Annotated in this window: 16 protein-coding genes and 1 pseudogene; 3 read left to right on the forward strand and 14 right to left on the reverse strand. The window is 46.6% G+C overall.

The annotated features are described in order from the left end of the window. Window positions 1–15: 15 nt before the first annotated feature. The 13 genes from JMI88_RS03705 to JMI88_RS03765 all read right to left on the reverse strand — a co-directional run bounded on the left by JMI88_RS03705 (window position 16) and on the right by JMI88_RS03765 (window position 17,069). Window positions 16–1,038: a glycosyltransferase gene (locus tag JMI88_RS03705; RefSeq protein WP_201360386.1), complete on the reverse strand. Its 1,023-nt coding sequence runs from the start codon at window positions 1,036–1,038 to the stop codon at window positions 16–18. A 44-nt stretch (window positions 1,039–1,082) separates the two neighbouring features. Continuing rightward, window positions 1,083–2,594 carry a lipopolysaccharide biosynthesis protein gene (locus tag JMI88_RS03710; RefSeq protein WP_201360387.1) on the reverse strand — a complete coding sequence of 504 codons (1,512 nt, stop codon included), beginning with the start codon at window positions 2,592–2,594 and terminating at the stop codon, window positions 1,083–1,085. After that, entirely contained in the window at window positions 2,575–4,092 is a 1,518-nt protein-coding gene (locus tag JMI88_RS03715) for an O-antigen ligase family protein (RefSeq protein ID WP_201360388.1), read from the reverse strand. Before JMI88_RS03715 ends, JMI88_RS03710 begins: the two co-directional genes overlap by 20 nt. A gap of 126 nt (window positions 4,093–4,218) precedes the next feature. Continuing rightward, the gene (locus JMI88_RS03720) at window positions 4,219–6,204 is read right to left on the reverse strand and encodes a DUF4012 domain-containing protein (RefSeq protein ID WP_201360389.1); all 1,986 of its coding nucleotides are present in this window, start codon (window positions 6,202–6,204) and stop codon (window positions 4,219–4,221) included. Window positions 6,205–6,217: 13 nt separating this feature from the next. Next, the gene (locus JMI88_RS03725; RefSeq protein WP_201360390.1) at window positions 6,218–7,981 is read right to left on the reverse strand and encodes a tyrosine-protein kinase domain-containing protein; all 1,764 of its coding nucleotides are present in this window, start codon (window positions 7,979–7,981) and stop codon (window positions 6,218–6,220) included. A 70-nt stretch (window positions 7,982–8,051) separates the two neighbouring features. Then, on the reverse strand, window positions 8,052–9,050 hold the full coding sequence (locus tag JMI88_RS03730) for a polysaccharide biosynthesis protein (RefSeq protein ID WP_201360391.1): 999 nt from the start codon (window positions 9,048–9,050) through the stop codon (window positions 8,052–8,054). Between the two features lie 164 nt (window positions 9,051–9,214). After that, window positions 9,215–10,414, reverse strand: a complete 1,200-nt coding sequence (locus JMI88_RS03735) for a DegT/DnrJ/EryC1/StrS family aminotransferase (protein ID WP_201360392.1) — start codon at window positions 10,412–10,414, stop codon at window positions 9,215–9,217. Further along, on the reverse strand, window positions 10,404–11,099 hold the full coding sequence (locus JMI88_RS03740; RefSeq protein ID WP_201360393.1) for a sugar transferase: 696 nt from the start codon (window positions 11,097–11,099) through the stop codon (window positions 10,404–10,406). Before JMI88_RS03740 ends, JMI88_RS03735 begins: the two co-directional genes overlap by 11 nt. An 18-nt stretch (window positions 11,100–11,117) precedes the next feature. Then, window positions 11,118–12,446, reverse strand: a complete 1,329-nt coding sequence (locus JMI88_RS03745) for a glycosyltransferase family 4 protein (protein ID WP_201360394.1) — start codon at window positions 12,444–12,446, stop codon at window positions 11,118–11,120. 2 nt (window positions 12,447–12,448) lie between these two features. Beyond that, the gene (gene wecB, locus JMI88_RS03750; protein WP_373323759.1) at window positions 12,449–13,513 is read right to left on the reverse strand and encodes a non-hydrolyzing UDP-N-acetylglucosamine 2-epimerase; all 1,065 of its coding nucleotides are present in this window, start codon (window positions 13,511–13,513) and stop codon (window positions 12,449–12,451) included. Window positions 13,514–13,571: 58 nt separating this feature from the next. After that, window positions 13,572–14,939, reverse strand: a complete 1,368-nt coding sequence (locus JMI88_RS03755) for a nucleotide sugar dehydrogenase (protein WP_201360395.1) — start codon at window positions 14,937–14,939, stop codon at window positions 13,572–13,574. Further along, window positions 14,920–15,951 carry a Gfo/Idh/MocA family protein gene (locus JMI88_RS03760; RefSeq protein ID WP_201360396.1) on the reverse strand — a complete coding sequence of 344 codons (1,032 nt, stop codon included), beginning with the start codon at window positions 15,949–15,951 and terminating at the stop codon, window positions 14,920–14,922. Before JMI88_RS03760 ends, JMI88_RS03755 begins: the two co-directional genes overlap by 20 nt. Next, entirely contained in the window at window positions 15,942–17,069 is a 1,128-nt protein-coding gene (locus JMI88_RS03765; RefSeq protein ID WP_201360397.1) for a DegT/DnrJ/EryC1/StrS family aminotransferase, read from the reverse strand. The genes JMI88_RS03760 and JMI88_RS03765 overlap by 10 nt, the downstream gene beginning before the upstream one ends. A 310-nt stretch (window positions 17,070–17,379) precedes the next feature. Here JMI88_RS03765 and JMI88_RS03770 point away from each other — a divergent pair, with 310 nt between their 5' ends. Both JMI88_RS03770 and JMI88_RS40355 read left to right on the forward strand, forming a co-directional pair. Next, a complete protein-coding gene (locus JMI88_RS03770; protein WP_201360398.1) occupies window positions 17,380–18,654 on the forward strand; it encodes a hypothetical protein in 1,275 nt (424 codons plus the stop codon). Window positions 18,655–18,801: 147 nt separating this feature from the next. Continuing rightward, complete coding sequence (locus JMI88_RS40355) at window positions 18,802–19,467, forward strand: acyltransferase (RefSeq protein WP_201360399.1); 666 nt, start codon at window positions 18,802–18,804, stop codon at window positions 19,465–19,467. Between the two features lie 229 nt (window positions 19,468–19,696). On the opposite strand, the gene JMI88_RS03780 is transcribed toward JMI88_RS40355, so the two are convergent. Beyond that, a protein-coding gene (locus JMI88_RS03780) for an IS3 family transposase (RefSeq protein WP_201360400.1) occupies window positions 19,697–20,861 on the reverse strand; the annotation gives its coding sequence in 2 pieces (ribosomal slippage) (window positions 19,697–20,594 and window positions 20,593–20,861; 1,167 coding nt in all). An 88-nt stretch (window positions 20,862–20,949) separates the two neighbouring features. Here JMI88_RS03780 and JMI88_RS41125 point away from each other — a divergent pair. Next, window positions 20,950–21,072: pseudogene (locus tag JMI88_RS41125) on the forward strand (IS3 family transposase); the annotation flags it as partial. Between the last annotated feature and the right edge of the window lie 132 nt (window positions 21,073–21,204).

Below are 21,204 nucleotides of genomic sequence, written 5' to 3' on the forward strand. Positions count from 1 at the left end.
CAGTCTCCTCGATTTTTAGTCTTTCTTTGTGTCTGCATGTTGCAAAATGGAGCAATAAAGTGTTTCAAGAGTATCCGAGAGAACCTTGTTGCTATGATAAGAGATCACCCATTCGCGCGCCTGTTTTCCTAACTCTGTCCCTATTTCTGGATGTTGGAAGAGGCGTTCGAGATGATCATCGATTGCTTCGGCGGTACTGGCCTGGCAGAGAGGTGGGGGAGAGGGATAAGCTTCATTATAGAGGAATGAGCAAATCACTGGTTTTGCACAGCTCATTGCCTGGAGCTCTGATAAGCCTAAAGAGCCCAGCACGAACTGACCAACGATGGCGTGTGCAGACAAAATAAGTTGTGGTACCTGATTTGGAGGCACAAGAGGAACGAACTCGAACTGTTGTGCATAAAGCTCTTTGTATTTTTTCCTCAAGGGGCCCCAGTCGAGGAGCAGCACACGAATACCTGCATGGCGCTGTGTAAATCTGGTAATCCCTTCAATAGCAATGAAGGAACCTTTCTCAGCATCGAGACGAGCAAAAAGGAGGATTGTCCATGCGTGAGATTCGGGCTCCGTTTGCCTGTCGTCTGGGGCAAAATGCACCGTATCAACGGGTGCCGGTGAGAAATAGGCATCTGGACGCACTGTACGTACAATCGGGAGCAGATCCGGTGTGATACAGAGCACCGCTGTCGCCTGGCGTAGAATTGTTGTCAGCAGTGGGCGAAAGAAGGGATGACACAAACGTTTCCGCACATCAGAGCCGTGACAATGTAGCACTACTGGAATCTTGCTCAATAAAGCAAACACTCCATAACTAGCCCAATGAATATGCACAAGGTCGAAATGTGCCATGTGAAGATTGCTAAGAGCATGCCTCATATTGAGTATGCGCAGGGGCAACAACAAGAGTTTTATAGGGAGTGATGAACCAGCTCCCCGCAGATCGGGTTCATATACATCGGTGGTATGGCCTCGCTGTGAAAGTTCATGTGCAAATGTTTTTGCAACCTGATTGATATTGTGAATGTAAAGAATACGCATGTTATCTCCTTATGCTCGCATCTTCTCTCGAGGAAGAAACTCTGCTACTGAGAATACTGTTTTTTCCCCAGAACGATAAGCAAGCCTGCATAGAACAAGAGGGCACTAACATAGACTCCCAATGTTATAAACATTCCTTGATGTTGAGTAATCAAGCCACTTCCAACATAAAGAGCAGAACCAATCAATAACGCAACAACAAAGCGTCCGACCTCAAATGCAATAGGATATATTCGTTGATTAACAATATAAGCAACCAGAGCAAGTACAACATAAGCAACGAGCGTTGATATTGCAGCCCCCAGTGCTCCATAGTGTGGAATCAGAACCATGTTCAGGAGGAAATTCACAATAGCGGCTATCATAGTAAATATGCCTCCCAGCCATGTTTTTCTCTTTATATTAACTCCGATCATAAAAACGTTGTATATGCCGAAAAAAACGATGGAAGTGGACACAATAGGAATGACATATGCCACCGAGTGATAAACGACAGGGAACAAGCAGTTCAGGAGGAATATGCCAATAAATGAGAATGCGAATGATACGAGTAGCACAAATATACTAAACCATCTAAATATAATTTTAAATGTATAAGATGCATTTTTTGTTTTTGCGGTTGCATACATCGTATACGGCCAGGCCAGCGTGAAGGGAGTAATAACGACGATAGCTAAGGCCGAACCCAAGTTGTAGGATACACCGTACTTTGCCGTCTCTACGAGCGAACTGTACCGGCTCAGCAAATAACGGTCCGATAGCTGTAGTGTCCAATATGAAACAACATTGAGGATAAGCGGTGCGCCGAACATCAACAAATTACGTGCGATATCCATACGAATCTTTATACCTACCCGCAACAGAATGAGAGGGATTGTGCAGATGACGACACTAAGATAGCCTCCAGCCGTTGCGATGAGAGAGCCGGCGATTCCCCAGTGCAGCAAACCGACCAGGATGATATTGGCAAGTAATGCGATCAACAGATTGCCAATCGAGAGGAGAGAGTAAAAAAGTGTGCGGTTTTCGGCCCGCAACCAGGAGAAGCCGGGTACGGTCAAGTTTTGGACGAACATGATACCACCACCTATAGCAATCAGCCCACTGAGTGATGAATGACCCAGTAAGAAGCGAGCCAGGAAGGAAGATGTACTGAGGGTTCCTAACGTCGCTAAGAGAGAGACGATAAAGAGAAGTAAAGTTAATGTTGCAACAACATCACGCTTATCATCATGATGTGAGTAATCATAGTTATAGGCGCGAAAAAAGGCCGTACTTAAACCTAGTTGTGTGACACTCGCTCCTAAGCTAAGGATGGTATTCAGAAGTGTAAGAATGCCATACTCGGAAGAAGAAAGGTTATGTGTTAAAAATGGTGCAAGCGCAAGAGAAATAAAAGGCGTTATAATAGAAGACAGAGCGTAGGCGCCTGAATTTTGGATCAGTTTGCTGAGAGAGGGAAACTGCCTATCGATAGAAGCACCTACATAGTGCAACTTTTTAGTGAGCAATTGCGTATTATTTTTTCTATTCAGCTTACTTTTTAACAAATCCATTGTCGCCTTCCTTGAATATTCTTTTCCAGTTGTTTTCTTCTGTATCTGAAATAGTCGTGCCTCCTTGTTCAGAATGTGCCCATTGAGTTTGTTCGTTTGCTGCTTCGTGGGATTGAGCCTTCAAGAGTAGTGGAGATGAAATGCAGCCGAGGAGAAACCAACCAATCGCGGCCAGAGGAGCAAGGGTCCAACCACTTATGACGAAGCTATTAAAGCTCAATGCGACAATAGCGGCTATACCGCCACTAAGTTGGGGACATTGTTTTATATCAGTATGTATCCAATTGTATAGAGCCGACCATAGAGGAATGACCAGTAGAGCAACAAATATCACCAGTAAAGGGATACCAGCCAATGCAGCCAATTCAAGATAGGAGTTGTGCGGATGTGTTAATGGCCTATATTGCTCAATTACGCGATACGGTTCAGCACGAATTATATAGACATAGCGGCCCAATCCCACGCCAGTGAGAGGAAAGGCTCGAATTACTTGTATGCCTGTTTTCCAGGCTCCTTGACGTAGTAACAATTCACTTGGAGTACTTGCATGTTGAATCTGAACAGACAACTGCTGTGGAAATAAACAGAGGATAATGAGTCCAATGATGATGGAGAACATAATGATGTGCAAGCGATAACGCGTCTGTTTGATCAAAACGATGAAGACAAAGAGACCTACGCCCGCAGCGGCCCACCCACCTGTGCTATAGCTGAAGAGTAATGCTATGGTTATAATCACAATTTGCGTAGAATAGAAGATTTTTTTCATCATGGAAGCATTTCTACTAAATAAGCCCAGAGGGAGCAGGAGCATCATAGCGAAAAAACTGCCACTCGAATCAGGATTGATCAAAAAAGATCCTGTACGATGAAGGGTATCTGCGATTATATAGTCTGATATTGTCGCAAAATAACTATCAAAGCGATCTGTAGCGAATAGCGTGTAACCTGTAGTTGCTTGAATGATTGCATGGATAGCGACGAGTGTGCCTAAAGCTGACAGGAAATCTATAACGCGTTTCAAGTTTGCTGTATTCCAGACGATAACAATGCCTAACCAGAACATTAAAAGAGCGCCCGCAATAATATTGAAATAATAAAAAAGTGTATCTCCTAGAGATATGCCATGCAGCGCAGGAAAAATGGAAAGCAGTAGAAATAGTCCCCAGAGCCATAAGTGACGTGGTGCTTGCCAGCAATGTTCTGGAGACCGCCTCAGGAAGATACTTACGAGCAAGGCACAAGCCAGTGGGAGAGCGATAACTCCCAGGCCCAGGTACCAATCAACATACAGGTGAATTGCGAGGATGTACACAGCAGCCAGTTCATCTTGTCGTAGTAGAAAGATGATGGCCATTGCGCATATTCCGATGACAATTGCAGAAGCATAAGAACCTGATATGCCTAATAGTATTCCTAGCAGTGTGACACTCGTAGACCCTACAATAATGAGGAAGATGGGGAACCATTTTCTGTCTACTTTATATCTGTCGTCCATGATCTCTCGTGAATTCCTACTGAGCATTCTGTGGTCCTTTCGTGTAAATAATGTTATAGATAGGTAGCCGTGTAGATTTTGTTATATATGAACTTAATTGTATTAAATTCATATAATGACTGTATTTCAGGAGCATATATAGTTTATGTCTAAAGAAATATTTTCCGTCAGAGGACGATTGAGAATGACAGTTTGTCTATGGGGAGTTTTGCTTCCTCCTGACACATCCCTCAGCGTTGCACAGGATGGCAGCCTTACCTGTACATGGGTCATCCATACTACTCCCGCCTGTTTTTGGATCAAGGTGTGATATTGCCAACCATGTTCATTGTGTGTAGCTGCGTGAGGCACATGCCAGATAAGAGTAATCGTGTGGGTCTGGTCGTTGGCGAGTGTGAAAAAGCCTGCCCATACCTCATGCCCAAAGGCTTGACTATGACCACGTTGTTGCCAACCAGTAAGTGTCTGAAGGATACTTTCTTTGGGCACATATACACGTACATAATCTCGATAAAGTGGGAAGCCATAATTTTGATTTGATCCCAGCCAGGCGTAGTGAAGCGTAGCATGGTGAGTAGCATTGCCATCCGTATCAATAGTCACGTTATCAGTTAACGTACTTTTGATCGCATTATTTGCTTTATTGGAGGCAATATTGGCGTCCACAACGAAGAGATCATCACCTGGTGGAGTTTGAATTGCTGCGTCAAGATACTTGTTATGGAGTTGTATTTCAGCGTCTGGATTGTTGAAGTAGAGCTGCATGTCCTTTGTCTGTAGAGCATCGGCCAGGAGTTGTAAAAACTGAAAAGCGTGAGATGCTGCTACCTGGTGAACGCGAGCAAGAAAATGTTTTGCCAGCAGCGCAATAAAGTGTTTGCGCAGTGAGGAATAGCCGTCTGGTGAGGCAATATAGTCTGGTCCTTCACCACCCCGACCGAGCTGATGATAATGAATACGTTCAACCAAGTTCTGGGCACTCACCTTCTCATGGTACTCGGGAAGAGTAATTGGTCCGGTGATAACAAGTGCACGTTGGATGAACGAAGGAGTGAGGGCGATAACACCCTGGAGGGGAACATTACCGCCTTCACGCACATAGATTGACTCAGCATACCGAGCATTTGTTGGGAAATCGGCATCGAGATTGGAGTCGCGGAGTCCCCAATTGCCGCGTGCTATATCAAACCAGCGATAAGCCGGTGGAAATGGTATGCCTCTTCCAGAAGTATAAAATGGACGATCGAGCAAATCAGTATCGGTAATATAGGCAGAGGCTAGCCGTCCTTCCGATAGGGTCATAGTCCCATAGTTGCCGATGAAACCACCGCCAGGCCGTAATTCTGTTGAATCGAGGACCTCGATAAGATAATTGGTTGGTGTACCAATACCAAGGAGTACGGGTGAAATCGACACTATGTTCGACAAACCACTCAGCCATTTTTGGAGCTTTGGAAGATCGCTGTGAGCCATATGTATCAGGTTCTGCACATGTGAATCTTGTATATCAGATAATTGCAGTTGATCGACCTCATCGACAGCTTTTGAAAGTGATGTCTGTATAATATGAGCATTTTGCATAAAAATAGGTATATCGGTCGCCATGAGTCCGTGTGATTGATCATCAAAGGGATCATGCAAACGAGCTATGAGCACATTCAAAATATCACAGCTTGCCATGCCGGCCTGGGAAAGCGCGAGTGCAAGAGGAACAAGATGGAGAGCGGTATGGAGACGCTGCCCATACCACGGCAGATAGCTCATAACGCCTGGTACAAATTTCAGGTCCATTTCTAGCCGGGTAAATGTTTCCAATGCCTGGGCGAATTCTTGTTGGGCCTCGGCCACAGTGTGAGCATCCGGAGAGTGTTGCGCTAACGTGAGTAAGTGTTCTTTACCCTGTAAGAGATGCTGCATACCTTCTTTTGCTAAAAGCAGATCGTAGTGATAGCGAGTCGTACCTATTCTGTATACCAGACCTAATAATATAGTACTGCACATGACGAAGAGCAGAAAGCCAAGCAGCAGAGTTTTTGTGCGAAATGGCGTGCGATTCCGAGGGGGTAGTTGCAATTGAACTGGTTGCGCATCTCCCATTTTTGCCTGTTCCATCTTCTTCCCTCTTTCACTTTCCATTTGGAGATGCGTTATTTTGTGTGATTTTTTGTCCAATCTGCGTTAAGGGTGGCGATGAAGCAGAAGTGGTAGAGCTGTGCTCATTTTGAAGTTGTATTGCCTCCTGATCCTCATCAGCATCGTGATTATAGTAGTAGGCGTAGGGTGCGTCGTGGTGATTATACTGTTGCTTATTGACTACATAACCAAGGATGCGGGCACCTGATTGCATAAGTTGTGTTTTTGCGCGTTGGAGATATTTCTTTTTAACGCGTGTGATATCCGCGACGATCAGGGTACCGTCAACTTTTGCTGTCAGAATATTTGCATCTACCAGACCCAACAGAGGTGGTGTGTCAAAGATAACCATTTCAAAGCCGCTATGAGTGAGTATCGTTAGAAAATGATTCATAGCTTTCGAATCGAGTAATTCTGAGGGGTTGGGGGGGAGTGTCCCTGCGGGCATTATGTGAAGATTAGGAATATCTACGGAATACACATATGTCTCCAATGAGAGGCTGGAATGTTCAGATGGGGAAGATGATGGTAATGCTGGGAGCTGATAGTGAGAGCATGCCACAATAGCATCACTGAGTCCTTTTGTCCTGGCGGCTATTAAAAACTTATCATGTTGTGTGGGATGATGTAAGTCTGCGTCAACGAGGAGTGTTTTCTTTCCCACCCTGGCCATAAAAATAGCAAGGTTGGCGGCAATAGTGCTTTTCCCATCATTTGGCATAGCACTCGTTACGACCAATGAATGTAATGGCTTGTTGACTGCTGAAAAACCGATATTTGTTCGCAGCATGCGATATGCCTCAGCGCTGGCACTGTTTATCTTTGGATTCACCACAGACTCTTGTTTACCCTTTGTGGTATCGACGCGCCAGATTGTTCCTAGAGCCGGGTATTCGAGTATGCTCGCGATATCTTCAGTCGTGCGGACACGAGTATCAAACTGTTCAATGAGCACTGCAAACAAGAGTCCGAGTGACAGGCCTGCTGCAATACCCGCGAGTGTATTCAGCAGAATCTGAGGTTGCACAGGATGGCTCGCAGGCTGGGCGGGTTGAGCAATGCGAAGGAAATCGCTATTTTGTGCCTGGTTCATATTAAGTTGCAATAACATCGTTTGCCATTGACTATAGTGCTCCTGTAACCTGTTCAGCTGATCTTGCAAGCTGGTAATTTGCATTTGCAAGCTCATTGCTTGAGATGGTGAATTGTTTCCCAGAGTGGCAAGTTGTTGCTGGAGGTGTAGCAATTTTCTTGATGTCTTGTCAATAGTTGCACTGGTCGTATCAACTTCTTTTTGAATTTGCTGCTGAGAGTGATGATGATCTTGCTGGTTCTCTTGTACCTGTTGTTCTATCAGGCTCTCTGCAATAGTATTTGCCAGTTCTGCCGCCCTGTATGGATTCATATTTTTTACCGTAATATCAAACAGTTGTGTATTAAGCCTGGGTATAGCCGTAGTTGCTCTAGCGAGTTGTTCGACGCTCAGGCCTGGATAGTGTGAGGCAGTCTTGCGCAATACCGGATCACTTGTTGCGAGCTGAGATTCCGTTTGCACGAGCTGATCACTGGCAAGCAGATTATTATAATCAGATGAAGTGCTTGTTGACTGAATAACAACTCGTATGAGTACACTTGATTGATAAATTGGTGTGGCTAGATGACTTGTGATATAGGCTCCCAGTCCTACACACACCATACAGGCGATGATAAGTTTCCATTGCTTGGTCAGTATGACCAAGGAACGCTCAAGCGTCATATTTTACCTTTCCTTCTCCTAAAAAATATTGCACATCATTTATAGTAATCATATGAATTATGCCAGATAATCATCTGCGCACTCCTATCTCATTATACTGATAAATACATGAGAAGAGATGGTGACGTAGTTGTTCATCGCTTTCATCGAGCAAGCCCTTTTCTAGTATCTGTACCCATTGAGCGATCGCTGTAAAGGAAGGAGCAGGATCTCTGCAGGTAATGCAGAAGATTTTATCGTATCGCGTACTTATAAGTTCCTCATCGGGAGCAACCAGCAATTCGTGAAGGCGTTCGCCGGGTCGCAGGCCGGTATAGACGATAGGAATATCCATATCCACCTTCAATCCTTGTGAATGGATCATTTTCCAGGCAAGATCTACAATGCGTATAGGTTTTCCCATATCGAGCAGGTAGATATTGCCAGGTTCGGCCAATGCTGCCGTAAGGATAACCATGCCACAGGCCTCGGTACAGGTCATAAAGTAGCGGGTTGCCTGGGGATCTGTTATGGTAACAGGACCTCCCTGTGCAATCTGTCGGATAAACGTCGGGACAACACTCCCGCGAGTGCCAAGGACATTGCCAAAGCGTACTGAGCAGAAACAGGTCTCGGACACTTCCAGATCTGCTGATGAACGGATAACCAGTTCTCCGAAACGTTTAGACGCGCCCATAACGCAGGCGGGCCTGACAGCTTTATCCGTTGAGACAAAAATAAAATTGACGATTTTATATTTCTGAGCCAGGAGGCATAGATAGTATGTTCCAAGTGCATTAGTACGAATCGCCTGTTTGGGATGTTGTTCGAGAAGGGGGACATGTTTATAAGCCGCGACATGAAACACAATTTGAGGATGTATACTTGAGAAGAGGTGCTCCATACTCGGTTTATCCATAATATCGCCTATGTTTGGCAGGAAATGGTGTCCATATGGATGCGTATGCAAACTTTCCGCGAGGTCAAATAACCCTGTTTCGTTGATGTCCAGGCCAACAACAAGAGCAGGTTGATGATCGAGCAATTGGCGGCATAATTCGGAGCCAATTGACCCTGCGGCACCTGTCACAAGGATGATGCGATCCTTGAGAAAGGGAAAAGAAGTTTGAGTTTGGAAGGAATGTATCTCCCTATCGAGCAATGCGGCCAGGTCAATCATGTGTGCATGCCCTTGACCTGCGTATAGCGTACCGTCATGTGCACAGGTAAAAGCGTTTTTCATTGCAATCGTACTCACTTTTTGTATGTTGTAACAATCTGTTCTATTGCAAAGATCACATCGTCGACATCCTCATCTGTCATACCAGGATACAAAGGTAGGGATATCGCGCGTTGATACGTCTGAAAGGCTACCGGAAAGTCATGCGGAGCCAGATGATAGGAATCGCGGTAGAAAGGATGGAGATGAAGCGGGATAAAGTGGACACTGGCGCCGATCCTGGCTTCCGTAAGTGCCTGAATAAAAGCGTCACGTGTGATCGCAAGACGTTCTAATTGTAGTCGTAGAATGTAGAGATGCCAGGCGTGCTCAACATGTGCAGGATTGGGGGGTGTTTCGAGCTCGGGCCACTGTGAAAAAGCTTCTGTATAGCGCTGCGCAATTGCCCGTCGTCGTTGCAGGAGCCATTGGCTGCGTGCCAGTTGGTGCAGTCCTAGCGATGCGGCAATGTCTGTCATATTATATTTATACCCGGCCTGTAACACCTCATAGTACCAGGACCCCTCGGACTTGTAGCGCTTCCAGGCATCACGGCTAATGCCATGAAGCGCCATCATCGAGGCACGTTGTGCATAATCAGAATTGGCTGTAGTGAGCATACCTCCTTCTCCTGTTGAGAGCGTTTTCGTTGCATAGAAGCTAAATGCCGTCATATCACTGATCGAGCCAACCATCTGTCCTCGATAAGTAGCGGGGAAAGCATGTGCTGCATCTTCGATCACGGGCAAAGCATGTGCCTGTGCAATGGTAAGAATTTCATCCATCTCAGCGGGTAGTCCCGCAATATGGACGACGATAATCGCCCGGGTTCGTGGTGTAATATGTTGTTCAAGTTGAGCTGGATCAAGGTTACAAGTAACAGGATCAACATCTACAAAGACTGGCCGTGCGCGACAATACACGACCACTTCAGCCGTTGCAGTAAAGGTATAGACCGGGACGATAACTTCATCATGTTCACCCACTCCCAATGCATCGAGGGCCAGGTGCATGGCAGCTGTAGCAGAGTTTACCGCAACTGCGTAGGGAGCGTTCACGAAGCGGGCAAACTCACTTTCAAAACGCTTGGTTTTGGCTCCAGTTGTTAACCATCCTGAATGCAAGGTATCCACAACCTCATCGATTTCTGCTTGAGTGATGTGGGGGACAGCGAACGGAAGGAAGGTTTTACGCTTGCGGCCCAGAAGTGTTTGTAAAACGTTTTTATCTTCCATGTCCAGATAACACCTCTCCTACCGTTTTGAAAAGAATTTGAACATCTAGTCGGCATGATTGATGGGCGATATAGTAAAGATCATAGTGCAACTTGATCTGCTCATCCTGGAGTGTATCACCGTAGTGATACATGATCTGTGCCCATCCGGTGAGCCCGGGTTTCACATTTAAGCGAGAACGATACTCTGGGAGCGTTTGCTCAAGCTTCGTTGCGAATGCTGGTACCTCGGGTCGCGGTCCTATCAGACTCATATTGCCCAGGAGAATATTGAATGCCTGGGGTAACTCATCCAGGTGAGTTGCGCGTAGCAATCGTCCGACACGTGTAATTCTTGGGTCATTTGGTGTGGTCCATGTAAGCTGTTTTGTCTGTCCTGTCTCAATATGCATTGTACGGAACTTATACATATGGAACGTCGATCCCCGATATCCCAATCGTTCCTGCGTATAAAAAATGGGGCCTCGGGAATCGAGAAAGATCAACAAGGCCAGGACAGGCAAAACCAGGAGGAGTATGATCGAAACAGAGAATCCAAAGGTCAAGTTCAGGGCAAGGGACCAACATGGATAGCAAGAAGAAAAAAAAGTTTTCTCGCATTGATGCATCTCTGGCGTTTCATACCGGGCATTTCCAACGTCTACAGGATCGTCTACTGATACAATCTGTTGCATCCTGGGCTTCATAGTGTAGAGTTCTCCTTGCTACAAATTTTTCTTGTCTGCCAATGGTTGCGGGCTCTCTTCCAGAGTTACAGGCGTATCATCGTCCTTATCTGGAACGGATGGTATTGCGTTTGTCTTATCTTTATGCAGCAGAGCCTTGATATAGTGATCAAGAGTTGCTGCCAGGAGTCTATGATCAAAACGTTTTTCGACAAATGTGCGTCCCTGCTCTCCTAAGCGTGCAGCCTCCTCCGGATGGTCACGTAGGAAGAGAATGGCTGAGGCAAAAGAAACAGGATTCTCTGGTTTCGCATAAATAGCGGAACCCGCGTCGTGTACAGCGATCTTGCATGCTTCGCCGTCAACGGCAAGAACAATGGGGCGGGCACAGGCCATGGCTTCATACATCTTCGCGGGAAGCACACCTTGAAATAAAATTGCCTTGTGGGCAAGTGCCAGACATGCATCAGAGGCTGCTAAAAGAAGTGGTATACGATCATGTGGTTGAGGCTCGAGAAACACAATATTGTGGAGCCCTCGTCTTTGTGCTTCAGTTACCAGTTCTTCCTTTTCCGCACCATTACCCGCGAGCACAAAACGAATATCCTTGTGCTCAAGCAAGTGCTCTGCAGTATCAAGCACAACGCTCAGGCCATGTGATGGTCCGTGACTTCCAGCATATAACACTGTGAAACGATCGTCCCAACCGAGTTCCGTCTGGGCCTGTGCTTGTGGTAGAGGATGAAACTTTGTACAGTCCACTCCATTTGTCAAAACAAAGATATGGTTTGCAGGCAATCCTCGTTCAATGAGGATATTACGCAGTCCCTGCGTGACAACCCAGACAAGAGCTGCACGTCGATAGGTTGACCATTCCAGCCATTCAGCAAGACGGATCAAGAAACGATTACGTAGCATGCCCATTTGCACCGCAACCTCAGGCCAGAGATCGGCAACTGTGAAAATGAAAGGACACTGCTTGCGCCAGGCTAAAATACGTCCCGCAATTGCATTGAATAACGGTGGAGACTCAACAATAATCACATCTGGTTGTCCGACGGCCTTCATACCAAAGAATGGGGCCAGACAACCGAAAGAGAATTGAGACAGGATGCGGCGCAAGAAACCTTTGTTCGGGCGTATATAACTCCACACACGAATAATACGTAGACCATCCCTTTGCTCCTGTAAGATCCTATGACCACGATAGTCTGGTGAGACAATGCCGGATGGGAAATTGGGAAACGTCGTGAGCACAGTCACCTGATATTCTAACTTCACAAGTTGCATCGCCATCTCACGGATACGTATCGCAGGTGGCGTTATTTCTGGTGGATAATATGGAGTGACAAAGAGGATATGTGTCATGGTTATTCTCCTCTTCTTTGCCAGCTTTGCACGATGCGTCTTGCCGCATCGCCTCGTCCAAACGGATTAGACTGTGGTGGTTGTGGTTTTGGTCTGGCAACTGCATTGAGAATATTCTGCCAATTGGAGCCAGCCAGTATATTCCAACCACTCTGGACCGTTTCAATCCATTCCGTTTCTTCACGCAGCGTAACGCATGGTACACCCAGTAAAAAAGCCTCCTTTTGTATACCGCCAGAATCCGTAAGAATGCGATATGCCGCGTATTGCAGGGCGAGCATATCTAAGTACCCCACGGGTTCAATCAATTGCACAAAGGGTTCCCACTGGATATGATAGCGGTGCAGGCATGCTTTCGTGCGCGGATGCACTGGGAAAAGCACAGGCATCTCTAACTTATTGAGTGCATATGCAATGGCCTGCATAGTTGCGGCATCATCGGTATTGGCAGCACGATGGACGGTTGTTAAGATATAGTTGTGTGGAGTAAGGCCCAATGTCGCTAAAAGCATATGTGCCTGATCAGCCAATCTGGGCTGGACATGCAAAAGGGTATCGTACATCACATCGCCTACAACGCTTACTCCCTGTGTAATGCCCTCCGCCAATAGTTGCTTGTGTGCTGTCTCTGTAGGACAGAACAATCGATCCGAGATATGATCGGTGACAATGCGATTGACCTCCTCAGGCATAGTGCGATTAAAACTACGCAGACCTGCCTCCACATGTGCGATTGGAATATGTAATTTGGTAGCAGCGAGCGCAGCAGCCAATGTAGAATTGGTGTCACCATAGACAAGGACCCAATCAACCTGCTCTTTCATAAGCACCTGCTCAATAGCAGCCAGCATTCTAGCCGTTTGTGCTCCATGAGTACCTGAGCCACATTCCAGAAAATAGTCTGGTTCAGGAATTGACAGCTCCTTGAAGAAGTGCGCTGAGAGCATATAATCATAATGTTGTCCTGTGTGGATTACTACCTCTTCATGATGTTGTCGTAAGAGCGCACTTACAGGCGCGATTTTTATAAATTGTGGTCGTGCTCCCACAATAGAAGCAAAGCGCAACTTCTTTCTTCTCCCTTCTCCACCACGATGCATGCGCCTGTTTTGCTGATAAAATGTATCAAGCATGGATACGCCCGCTACATTTGTACTCGCCATCACCAATCGTAATGTAATGTATTCCTAACGCTTCAATGCTCTTACGGCACAGCGCTTGACGGCCATCCAGTATTACCTTGCAAGCCGAGGCGCAACAAAAATCAAAATTCTGAAATGCGCGATGATTACATTGGAGAATGATCACATCGATCATATGCTCGTACCCTGATGGAAGTGGTGTGTATCCCTGGGCTTGCAGTTCTCCGATACTAAAATAGGGATCATCGACATAAACGCTTGCACCATGGCGCAAAAGTGCCTGTTGTAGTAATCGTGCGCTTGTAAAAGCTGTTTCGCGTACATCACCTCGATACGCCACGCCCAGAATCAGTACAGATTGGCAAGATAAAGAACCGACAACCCTTTCAATGCGTTGGACTGCATACTCGGCCATAGAATCATTAATGCGCCGCGCTTTGCGTGGTAACGTGAGCATGTCGTCCTCTTGTATGTCCTCCTGCTCATCAAACGGGTTTGCGAAAAGGAAGTAGGGATAGACCGGAATACAGTGTCCACCAACACCGACCCCCGGTGTATGGATATGAGAATAGGGTTGTGTATTCGCGGCGGCAATCGCGCTCCTGACATTGAGTCCATGGCTATCAGCATAGCGTGCAAATTCGTTAGCCAGAGCAATATTAACATCGCGATACGTCGTCTCGATCAATTTCACAAACTCCGCCTCATCAGTTGAGGCCATTGTAATGATTTCGGCCTCAAGTACTGAACGATAAAAGGCAGCAGCACGTGCTGTACTGCACCGACCAATGCCGCTGATCACCTTGGGATACTGAGATAAGTCGCGGAAAACTGTGCCTGAGGAAACACGTTCAGGACTGTATGCGAGATAAAAGTCCTGATCGGCGTATAAACCTGAGGTGCGTTCAAGCAACGAGCGCAGGCGAGAAGACGTTGTTCCTACTGGTAGCGTTGTTTCGTAAATAACCAATGTACCAGATTGCAACCCCGCCCCAATAGCCATTGTTGCGGCATCAATGTGCTGGAAATCTACCGTATGCGCGGCATCGATGAGCACCGGTACAATCACAACAACGACATTTGCTCTGCGCACTGCATCGGTTGTCTGTGTCGTGGCACTGAGATATCCTTGTTGTACCAGACAAGGAATCTCCAGTGCGAGTTCACCTTCCTCCTGAATATGCGTTTTCCCCTGATTCAGATTCTGGACCACCTGTTCATTGACATCACAGCCGATGACCTGATATCCCTTTCGGGCATACTGTACGGCAAGAGGTAAGCCGATCTTCCCCAGACCAACAACTGCAACAGTTGATAGCTGCACTGAGGAATCAGACATACTTGCTGGCATAAGCCACCTCCTGAATTCGTGCAGCCGCTTTTTCTGATATTGACGCAAGAAGTTGATGGACAATCTTTAACGTTGCCAGACCCTCCTCTCCTGTTACCGTTGGGGATGTATTATTTTGTAAAGCTTGAATGACATCTTGATACTCTAAATGTAGAGGTTCAGCTTTCTGTACTTTGAGGCGCGTCATGGTTCCTTCGCTCACACCTGTTAAGGAGCGTAACGCATCCCACGACGTTGACGTATAGTCATTTTCATAAAAATAGATATCTTGCGTAAGATAGTTCACAAGGAACATACCTTTCTCGCCAGTCACAGTAAGTTCGCGTATCTTGGTTGGCGTGAGCCAATTGATGTCAAGGATACCAATCACATCGTTCGTAAAGCGAATGACGCCGAGAAGTAAGTCTTCACAGGTTGTATGAACACGTCGTTGTGTTTCCGCATAAACATGTGCCACTTCCGATCTGGTGAGGTAATGCATAATATCAATGTCATGTGTTGCCAGGTCAAGAATGACGCCAACATCGCGAATGCGAGGCGGAAACGGACCCACTCGGCGTGCATGAAGGTGGAAGATGTTGCCAATGTCTCCAGCCATCATATGTTGTTTCAGTGCGATGATCGCAGGATTGAAGCGTTCGATGTGACCCACGGCAATGTGAGCGCCGCTCCTTTGCGCCAGTTGGAGCAGGAGTGATGCCTCCTCAATAGTACTGGTCATTGGTTTTTCGATAAGCACATTGATGCCTCGATCTAGCAGATACGACGCAACCTCAAAATGTAAATTGGTAGGCACAACGACTGCAACCAGATCAGGATGTGTATCATCTATCATCTGACGATAGTCGTGATAGCCTGCCACATGAAAACGGCTCATCGCATGCTGTAAAACGGAATCCGATGTTTCCGCAACACCAACAAGACAGATTTGTTCTGCACTAAAATCGGAGAGCACGCGCAGATGGTTCATCCCCATCGAGCCTGCGCCCACGACTCCAACCTTTAATGACATAAAACCAGGACCTCCTTTGCGATCGTCGTTAAATCTGCTTTCCTGAGAGCTGGATGCACAGGAAGTGAGAGGACATGATGTGCTGCATGCTCTGTGAGTGGTAACTGCATATCCGTCTGTGTGCAGTTATCTGTTGTTGTACTATGAGCATGGACACACCGAAACATCTGTTTTTTTGCCAGATAGAATGGTTGCTGATGAATGGGTACAGGATAGTGAATAGCGGTCCCAATGCCGCGTTCTCGTAGATGAAGTACCCATTGGTCACGATTGTGTGGAACTTGAATAGTGTACTGATGGTATACATGTTGATATCCAGGACGAACAGTGGGTGTTTGTACGACACCGGCGATTTGTTCGGTTAAAAAAGTCGCGTTGGCAATACGTTGCATCGTCATCTGTTCTAATCTTTGAAGTTGGACGATTCCAAGAGCCGCTTGTATATCTGTCATACGCAAATTGTATCCTAGATCTATATGCTGATAACGTTCTTTCTGCCCATGGTTACGCAAGAGGCGTAAACGCTTGGCGATGTCAGCGTCGTTGGTTGTGACCATTCCTCCTTCACCGGTTGTCATATTTTTTGTTGCATAAAATGAGAAACAGCCTGTCCCAAATCCACCGACCGGTTTACCATGTATTGTCGCCGCATGTGCCTGGCAAGCATCTTCAATAAGTGTCAGGTGGTATGTTTGAGCAAGTTGTGATAAGCGATCAATAGCACAGGGATGACCAAACAGGTGGACCGGCAGCAGTGCCTTCGTACGGGACGTAATTGCCTTCTCGACGAGGGTAGGATCTATATTGTAGGTATCCGGTTCTATATCGACGAATACGGGAGTTGCACCAACGAGCAGAATCGCATTAGCCGTGGCGGAAAAGCTAAAAGCGGTTGTAATTACCTCATCGCCGGGTCCAACACCATGGGCAAGTAGTGCCAGATGAAGCGCGGCCGTACCTGAAGAGACAGCAACAGCCTCCCGAACAGCACACATCTGTGCAAAGTCGTGTTCAAACCTTGCAACCTGGTCACCTTGCGCAAGGTGACCAGATGCAAGTACCTGAAGAACGGCATCTTTTTCCTCATTACCGAGTAATGGAAAAGCGATAGGAATCATGGATTTCTTCCCCTGTGATGGAAAAACGAAAATTGTATCTACTCATATTTTTTCATGTATAAACACCTTATTTTGAAATTTGATTTTTTTTACAACTTTCAAGAATTTGGTGTTAATTATATGATAAATGCTTCGCAAAATATTTCATGCTTAAGATATTGTTAAACGATATGAATATTTAATACGTTGTAGCTTGTTATAATATAAATATGGCAAAAAAGATAGTATATACTTGAGTGATTTTTTTGTCATTAGCAGGAATAACACATAAAATCAGGGAACATGTAGCAAGGGAGAAAGGATAAAAGTGATGAAGAACACGCATCATCGATCTCTCTGGGTAGGCCTCATCGGCGTTGTGATAGTCGTTGTGGTGCTACTTTTGTTCGGTTATGCCAGCCGTAGTCACTATTCAGCGCCAGGTGCAACACTGTCTGTTGGGCCAAATCCTGCAAGTCCGGGTACAACGGTGATGGTTACCGGTTTTCAATACGCAGCCGCGAAAAAAGTGGAGGTATATTTCCAAAATCGGGCAAACGGTGTCGTGAGCACGGTAACCACTGGGGGAGGGTTCTTTAATGTTGCGTTACAACTTCCCCGGCACTATGTAGATGGGCTATCGTATGTTTATGCTGTCAGTGACTCGACGACCACCAGGGCACCGCTCCATTTTGCCAGACCCTCTGTGACATATGCGGCGGTCAAGGCATCTCAACAAACAAATCCGGATCTGCAATCTTCTGTCCTTGTTCGAGGGACAGGCTTTCTCACGAATGAGCCGGTCACCTTTGAATTTCGCAACGAGGCCACAGCAATACAAACAGGAAAACTCACGACAGATGGCAATGGAACATTTACGCTTCCACTCAGTACGGCGGATACCCCCTATCAGGGGAACGCCAGTTTAACCGTCAGAGATACGTTGCACCAACCGGCTTGGACAATTCCAATCTGGTTGACCCCTCAAATTCACATTCGGCCTACCTCCGGGCCAGTCGGCACCCGAGTTCATATCAGGGGAACCGGCTTCCAAAGACATGAAGAGGTCAGAATCTCGTTTCAAGGCATCTTTGTAGCCTGGGCTTATACCAATAGGGTTGGCAAATTTAGCACTGCTTTCCAGGTACCCCATGCAGCAACCCTGACTTCCCCTACGGATGAGAGGCAGGCCAGTGGGTTTGCCAGCTTGAGCCCTGCTTTGCAGATACCCAATGGGGCAACACTTACTCCATCTACGGATGATGTGCGTGCAGTGGGGATGAGCAGTGGAGCAGTCGCCACGGCGTCATTTCAGGTACAACCGTCTGTCTTTCTCGATCCTCCTTTTGCCCGTCCCAATCAATGGGTTTCCACAAGGGGCAGTCAGTTTTCTCCAAATGGTACCGTGGAAATACTTTTCGCAGATCCCGATACGAGTGCATCTTCTGTGGGCATACCAGTTAGTACACTAACAGCATCGAGCACGGGTCTGATTTCCACATCCTTCCAGGTACCAGCAATAGCGGTTGATGGTCGAAGGTACAATATCGTGTACATCGATGAAGCAACGGGTGTTAGCGTTACAGCTCCCATTTTTGTGATGTAAGCGGTATAGGATGGGTAAGGAAAGAACGAAAGTTCAGCAGTGCTTCTCGACATGGGGTTCATACCTCGATTTGTCGAATAGGGAGTGACTTCACGATATCGTGAGCAAAGATGGATTGACGCATTGAGCCAGTAAAGAGGGAAAGAGATGACGGATGTATCATGGTATATTCATCCAACAGCTGATGTAGAGACAGGGGTACAGATTGGAGCAGAGACGCGGATATGGCAACAAGTGCAAGTGAGAACTCAAGCATCTATAGGTGAACAGTGTAATGTGGGAAAAGGAGTGTATATTGATGCGCATGTGCGCATCGGGTCACGTGTGAAGATTCAAAACTATGTTTCTCTCTTCGAGGGTGTGACGGTGGAAGATGGTGTTTTTATCGGGCCCCATGTGTGTTTTACCAATGATCTATTTCCGCGTGCGATTACTCCTACGGGCAAATTGAAAGAAGCGAAGGACTGGAAGATTTCGCCAACGTACGTCAAATATGGAGCTTCTATTGGTGCTGGTGCTGTCATTGTATGTGGGATAACCATTGGCGCTTTCGCATTGGTTGGTGCAGGTTCAGTGGTCACGAAGGACGTGGCACCCTATACCCTTGTCTTTGGTAATCCCGCCCGTTTGCATGGCTATGTTTGCAAGTGCGCACACCTTCTCTCAAACATAAAGCAAGAGGATGGATATATAGAGGGGTGGTGTACGTTTTGTCAAGAACCATGTCAGGTAGAAACATCTTCCCATACAATGTTATATAGGCAAGAGCCTACCAACTCTCTCTTGAAGCAACATGAGTTGCAAGAGCAATGAGCAACGAGCAACATATTGATCTAAGCCTGACCCTGCGGTCCGCAACAGTCTACAGTGGACTTGACCCGCTTTCGTAAAGTGCCCAAAGATGAGAGCTGGGCGTGAGGAATTACGTAAAAACGTAGATGAAATACAGAGAAGTAGATGGTAAAGAGAAATATATTACGTATACGTAACGTAGGTATTTCCTCTTCACAGAGAAAGATAGCATAGGTATCTCTTTGTCAATTTATTCTCTTTTCTCTCGTTTGCCTCCTTCTTCAAAGGTAAGTGGACTCACGTAGCCTAACGCTGAATGAAGCCGTTTTCTATTGTAAAATTGTTCAATATAGAGAAAAATGTCTTTTCGATCCTCAAGGCGGGTGGTGTAGGACTGAGGATCGACACACTCGGCTTTGAGCGTGGCAAAAAAGGATTCGGCTAAGGCGTTATCATAACAATCCCTTTTGCGACTCATACTGGCCACGATTCCGTACTGCTGCAATTGTGACTGATAGCAGAGACTGGCATATTGCGATCCGCGATCGGAATGATGAATGAGACCAGGAGCTGGTTTGCGCCAGGTCCCGGCCATCTGCAGAGCTGCCGGGACCAATGCGTCAGTGCGCTCATGGCTCATGGACCAGCCTACCACGCGGCGCGAATACACATCAAGCACCGTGGCAAGATACAACCATCCTTCTCGTGTGCCGACGTACGTAAAATCACTGACCCAGACGCTATCTGGTGCCTCAGCAGTAAAATTTCTGTTGAGAAGATTGGGCGCAATGGGAAGCTGATGCTCGCTGTTCGTTGTTTGCACGCGGGATCGCCGTCGCCTGGCGCTGATTCCATGCAGATGCATCAAGCGAGCCACACGCTTTCTTCCACACTGCATGCCTTGGTCTCGTAAAGCAACGTGAATGCGTGGACTTCCATAGACGGACCGATGCTCGTGAAAAATCTGTTCAATCTCGTGCAGCAACTGCTCATTGGCCTTAGCTCGCTGACTTTTTTCACGTTTGAGCCAGGCATAATAGCCGCTTTCCGAGACGGAAAAAGCAGCACACATCCGTTTCACCGGATAGTCCTGATGATGTTCAAACATGCATTGGTACTTCATCATGGCTGTTGCGCGAAGATATGCACTGTTTTTTTAGAATGTCACGCTCTTGACGCAGGATTTCATTCTCTCGTTCGAGATGACGCAGTTTTTCTTCCAGCTCTGTTTGATGACCTTTTCCTGGAAATGCTTGATTCCCGTGATGAGCAATGCTTTTTCTCCAGCTGTGCAGTGCACTATCTGAAACTCCCAGATCACGCGCCAGCTGGGCAATGCTTTTCCCACTGGTTTCCATCAGCCGAACCGCTTCTTGTTTGAACTCTGTGGTGTACACACGCTGCTTTTTGGCCATTGGATCCTCCTGAGTCGAAGTCTATCACACTTTTCTTCCTCGACTCTACAAAAACGGGGGAAGTCCATGTACCTCGCGAGCACACGTTGCTACCCATGAAACGGCACGCACCGCTCTCTTTGAGTCCATCGAGACCTATTACCATCGGGTACGCAAGCATTCTGCTCTGGGCTATCTCAGTCCAGTTCAGTTTGCACTAGCAAACAGTTAGCTTTGCACTTTGAGGCGTCTCTCAAACCGGAACAGCAATACCGTTTCATCTCATGTACTGATCAAACATGTACACAAGGATGCAGATGCAGTCCATTCCATCTTTCTCTGAGACGATCCTTTTCTCACTCTT

This window comes from Dictyobacter formicarum (assembly GCF_016587435.1).